General features: G+C 41.3%; 4 protein-coding genes, 1 rRNA gene and 1 pseudogene. 5 read left to right on the top strand and 1 reads right to left on the bottom strand.

Going from position 1 to position 3,420, the window contains the following annotated elements:
• Positions 1 to 135 precede the first annotated feature (135 nt).
• The 5 genes and pseudogenes from rrf (at position 136) to cysK (ending at position 2,981) form a co-directional block, all read left to right on the top strand.
• Positions 136 to 250 (top strand): 5S ribosomal RNA (gene rrf, locus B4H32_RS10745).
• A gap of 160 nt (positions 251 to 410) precedes the next feature.
• The gene (locus tag B4H32_RS10740) at positions 411 to 746 is read left to right on the top strand and encodes a helix-turn-helix domain-containing protein (protein WP_228127545.1); all 336 of its coding nucleotides are present in this window, start codon (positions 411 to 413) and stop codon (positions 744 to 746) included.
• A 71-nt stretch (positions 747 to 817) separates the two neighbouring features.
• Entirely contained in the window at positions 818 to 1,036 is a 219-nt protein-coding gene (locus B4H32_RS12875) for a hypothetical protein (RefSeq protein WP_141629352.1), read from the top strand.
• Between the two features lie 140 nt (positions 1,037 to 1,176).
• Positions 1,177 to 1,530, top strand: a pseudogene (locus B4H32_RS12870) (hypothetical protein); the annotation flags it as partial.
• A gap of 449 nt (positions 1,531 to 1,979) precedes the next feature.
• Positions 1,980 to 2,981, top strand: coding sequence for a cysteine synthase A (cysK, locus tag B4H32_RS10730; protein WP_004680804.1), 1,002 nt, complete (start codon positions 1,980 to 1,982; stop codon positions 2,979 to 2,981).
• Positions 2,982 to 3,039: 58 nt separating this feature from the next.
• On the opposite strand, the gene B4H32_RS10725 is transcribed toward cysK, so the two are convergent.
• A partial coding sequence (locus B4H32_RS10725) for a lytic transglycosylase domain-containing protein (protein ID WP_286803023.1) occupies positions 3,040 to 3,420 on the bottom strand: 381 nt, incomplete at its 5' end.

Genomic DNA, 3,420 nt, shown 5'->3' with positions numbered 1-3,420 from the left:
AAAACTAGTTAAAATGCTGAACACAAAGTTAGACTCAATATCTAATCCGTTAATAACTCTTTGGTTCGTAAGTAAGGCAGACATGAAGTGAAAACACAACATGATCAATAAGACCCCAAAACACCACAACAGTTTGCTGGCGACAATAGCAAGAGTGAACCACCTGATCCCTTCCCGAACTCAGAAGTGAAACCTCTTCGCGCTGATGGTAGTGTGGCGTTTGCCATGTGAGAGTAAGTCATCGCCAGCTTTTAATTTCAAAACCTCCCAACCAATGTTGGGAGGTTTTTTATTGCTTAATAGGATAAGAATACAGCTATAGCAATTAGCAAAATATAAGCTACACTTGGATTTATTTGAGACTTCACTCATACCTAAAATATATTCTGTAGATTTACGTGAAAAAGTCATTGAAACATTATCATGATACTCACCATAAATCGCAAACTTGTCATTTATTCAATATCGCAAGAACTACCCTGGACGACTGGATCAAGCTGGAACAACAGACAGGGCAACTTAAGCAACCCAAAATCATAAACTCTGGGCGGCAAAGCAAGATTAAAGATATGCAGGCATTTCAGCTATTTGTAGAAACACCTGAGTTTTCACAGGCAAAAGAACTCCTCCCTTTATTTGCTAAACAATTCACTTATGAGATTAGCTATCGAACTTTATTGACTGCTTTGCATAAAATTGGCTGGATATATAAAAAAAGAGTTTTACCTACAAAGAAAGTCAATTAGAACAAAAGATTGCTTACCAATGGCATCTTTTAGAAATACTCAAACGAGTTGATCCATCAGATATCTATTATATGGATGAAGCTGGCATGAGTTGCAATGAAGTTGCACAAATGGGATGGTCAAAGAAAGGTACAAGATGTCATGCAACCCGTTCAGGTCTATCTTCCAGACCTATGAGCTTTATTGGTGCTATATCCTTGGCAGAAAAAACTAAATTTATCATGCCTATACTATTTGAAAGCTGTTGTAATCGTAGTGTATTTGAAAGTTGGTTAACTTCATTCGGATAATCATTTGGGAAGTCAAAACCGATGAAAGACCGTATTATCATTTTAGATAACGCGACTTTTCACAAAGGTGAAGAAATTGAAAATTATGATGTCCTAATGCTTGGTTTTAAATCAATGTAGCTTATATAGTGTGGTTTGCTATAGCACTACTTGGTTTAAAGTTTTCGATTTCAAGTTTTGCCTTACCACTGATTGGTATCGGCGCCTTGCTAAAATTATTGGGAAAAGAAAGAGTTGGATTTATTGGACTGACCCTGGCAGGTTTTGGTTTATTGTTTTTTGGTATCCAGCTTTTGCAGGATGCCATGAGTGGCGTTGCGGAACTGATTGACCTCTCGCGCTGGGCGGAACCGACGCTGTTGATGCGTTTGTTTCTGGTGTTGGTCGGTATTCTCATGACGATTGTACTCCAGTCATCCAGTGCGGCAATGACCACAACTCTTGCGGCATTGTCTACCCAGACCATTAATCTGGAACAGACCCTGGCGTTGGTGGCAGTATATTCCTTATTTATTGCAGGAATCATTTGTAAAAATACCTAAATCTTTAGTGGATGAATTGAGCTTGATAGTGAATGAAATGAAAGAGAGACAAGAGTCTGTAAGGCAAAAGATTATCGAGGATTCCACCCATCAAAATGTTTCTGCAACCTATGCTCTGGAATTGCTCGCTACCCAGCGTTGGCTGGAGCATTTGGTGTACATTCTGAACGGGTTGCAATTCTGCTGGGTGATACTGATCAGGGCATTGTCCATGAGGAATTGGCTTAATGCAGAGATGTGGTTAAAAGCCAGAACAGGCAATAATACAAAAAGAGTCGGGAAGTCTAGACTTGAAAGTTTTGTTATAAATCAGCATCACAAATCGTTAAATATCAATTTTTGATGATAAGGTTAAACTGCGTATAATCTTTTTAAAGACGATAAGATATAAAGGATCATTCATGACAACCGATCAACAATTTCCAACGCCTGCCAACCTAGGTATCGCAGTTTATTCAAATAATGCCGAAGCCATTGGTAATACACCTTTAGTTCGTATCAATCGCTTGATTAAATCAGATGCTACAGTATTGGCAAAAGTTGAAAGCCGTAATCCTGCATTTTCAATAAAATGCCGTATTGGTGCAGCCATGATTGCAGATGCGGAAAAACGTGGTGTACTTAAAACTGGTATGCATATTGTTGAACCGACTAGCGGTAATACAGGGATTGCTCTAGCATTTGTGGCGGCGGCAAAAGGTTATCCCATTACCCTGACTATGCCTGCAAGTATGAGTCTGGAACGTCGTAAGGTGCTGAAAGCCTTGGGTGCGAACCTTGTACTGACTGAACCAGCCAAAGGCATGAAAGGTGCGGTGGATGAGGCGGTACGCTTAGCCACTGAAAACCCTGAGCTTTATTTCCTACCACAACAATTTGAAAATCCAGCCAATCCACAGATTCATACAGATACTACAGGTCCTGAAATCTGGAATGCCACAGGGGGTAATGTTGACATTTTAGTGGCGGGTGTGGGAACTGGCGGCACCATTACAGGGATTTCACGTTATTTTGAGCAAGTGCAGAATAAGCCATTGTATTCAGTGGCAGTTGAACCAGCTGAATCACCAATTATTACCCAAACTAAAAATGGTGAGAGCATTACACCTGCACCGCATAAAATTCAGGGGATTGGTGCCAACTTTATTCCTAAAAACCTGGATTTGGACCTGGTTGATGAAGTCCTGCCAGTGAACAGTGCGGATGCGATTGACTGGGCAAGAAAGTGTGCAACGCAAGAAGGAATTTTAGTGGGTATTTCAAGTGGTGCGGCATTGGCGGCAGCGGCCCAGATTGCTGAACGTCCAGAAAATGCAGGGAAAACCATTGTGGTGATTTTACCTGACAGTGGTGAGCGTTATCTATCTTCAGTGTTATTTGAGGGCTTGTTTGACGAGGCTTAATCAGTCGTTGAATATAAAAAAACCATGCCTTTAGCGCATGGTTTTTTTATTGCCCAATTTAAAGTGCTTTCTTTAAAGCCTTTTCATGTCGCTTCACCGATCTTGCATATTTCTTGCCTTTGTGTCGTGTCCAGAAACTGCGTTGATAACCTGTTGGTCCAACATTGTAATAGGCAACGGCTTTTGACCAGCTTCCCGCAGATTTATAGTAGGTCGCAAGGACTTGGGTGCCACAGTTAATATTGACACTTTCATCATAAAGATTGCCAGGACAGGCCTGACGCCAATGACTTGGAATGATTTGGGTCAGTCCCACCGCGCCCGTCGGTGAGCGTGCGGCACTGTTGTAGTTGGATTCCTGTCGAATAATCGCCGCAATTAAAAGTGGCGAAACATCGTAACGCTCTGAGCTTTGAATGATGATGGGCGATACGCGATT

Origin of the sequence: Acinetobacter sp. UBA2063 (genome assembly GCF_002333245.1) — a bacterium.
Classification (GTDB): Bacteria; Pseudomonadota; Gammaproteobacteria; order Pseudomonadales; family Moraxellaceae; genus Acinetobacter; species Acinetobacter parvus.
This window is presented reverse-complemented; position numbering and strand designations above follow the sequence as displayed.

Coding starts and splice junctions, on each gene's coding strand:
- B4H32_RS12875 (WP_141629352.1), top strand. CDS start 818: ATGGATGAAGCTGGCATGAGTTGCAATGAAGTTGCACAAATGGGATGG.
- cysK (WP_004680804.1), top strand. CDS start 1,980: ATGACAACCGATCAACAATTTCCAACGCCTGCCAACCTAGGTATCGCA.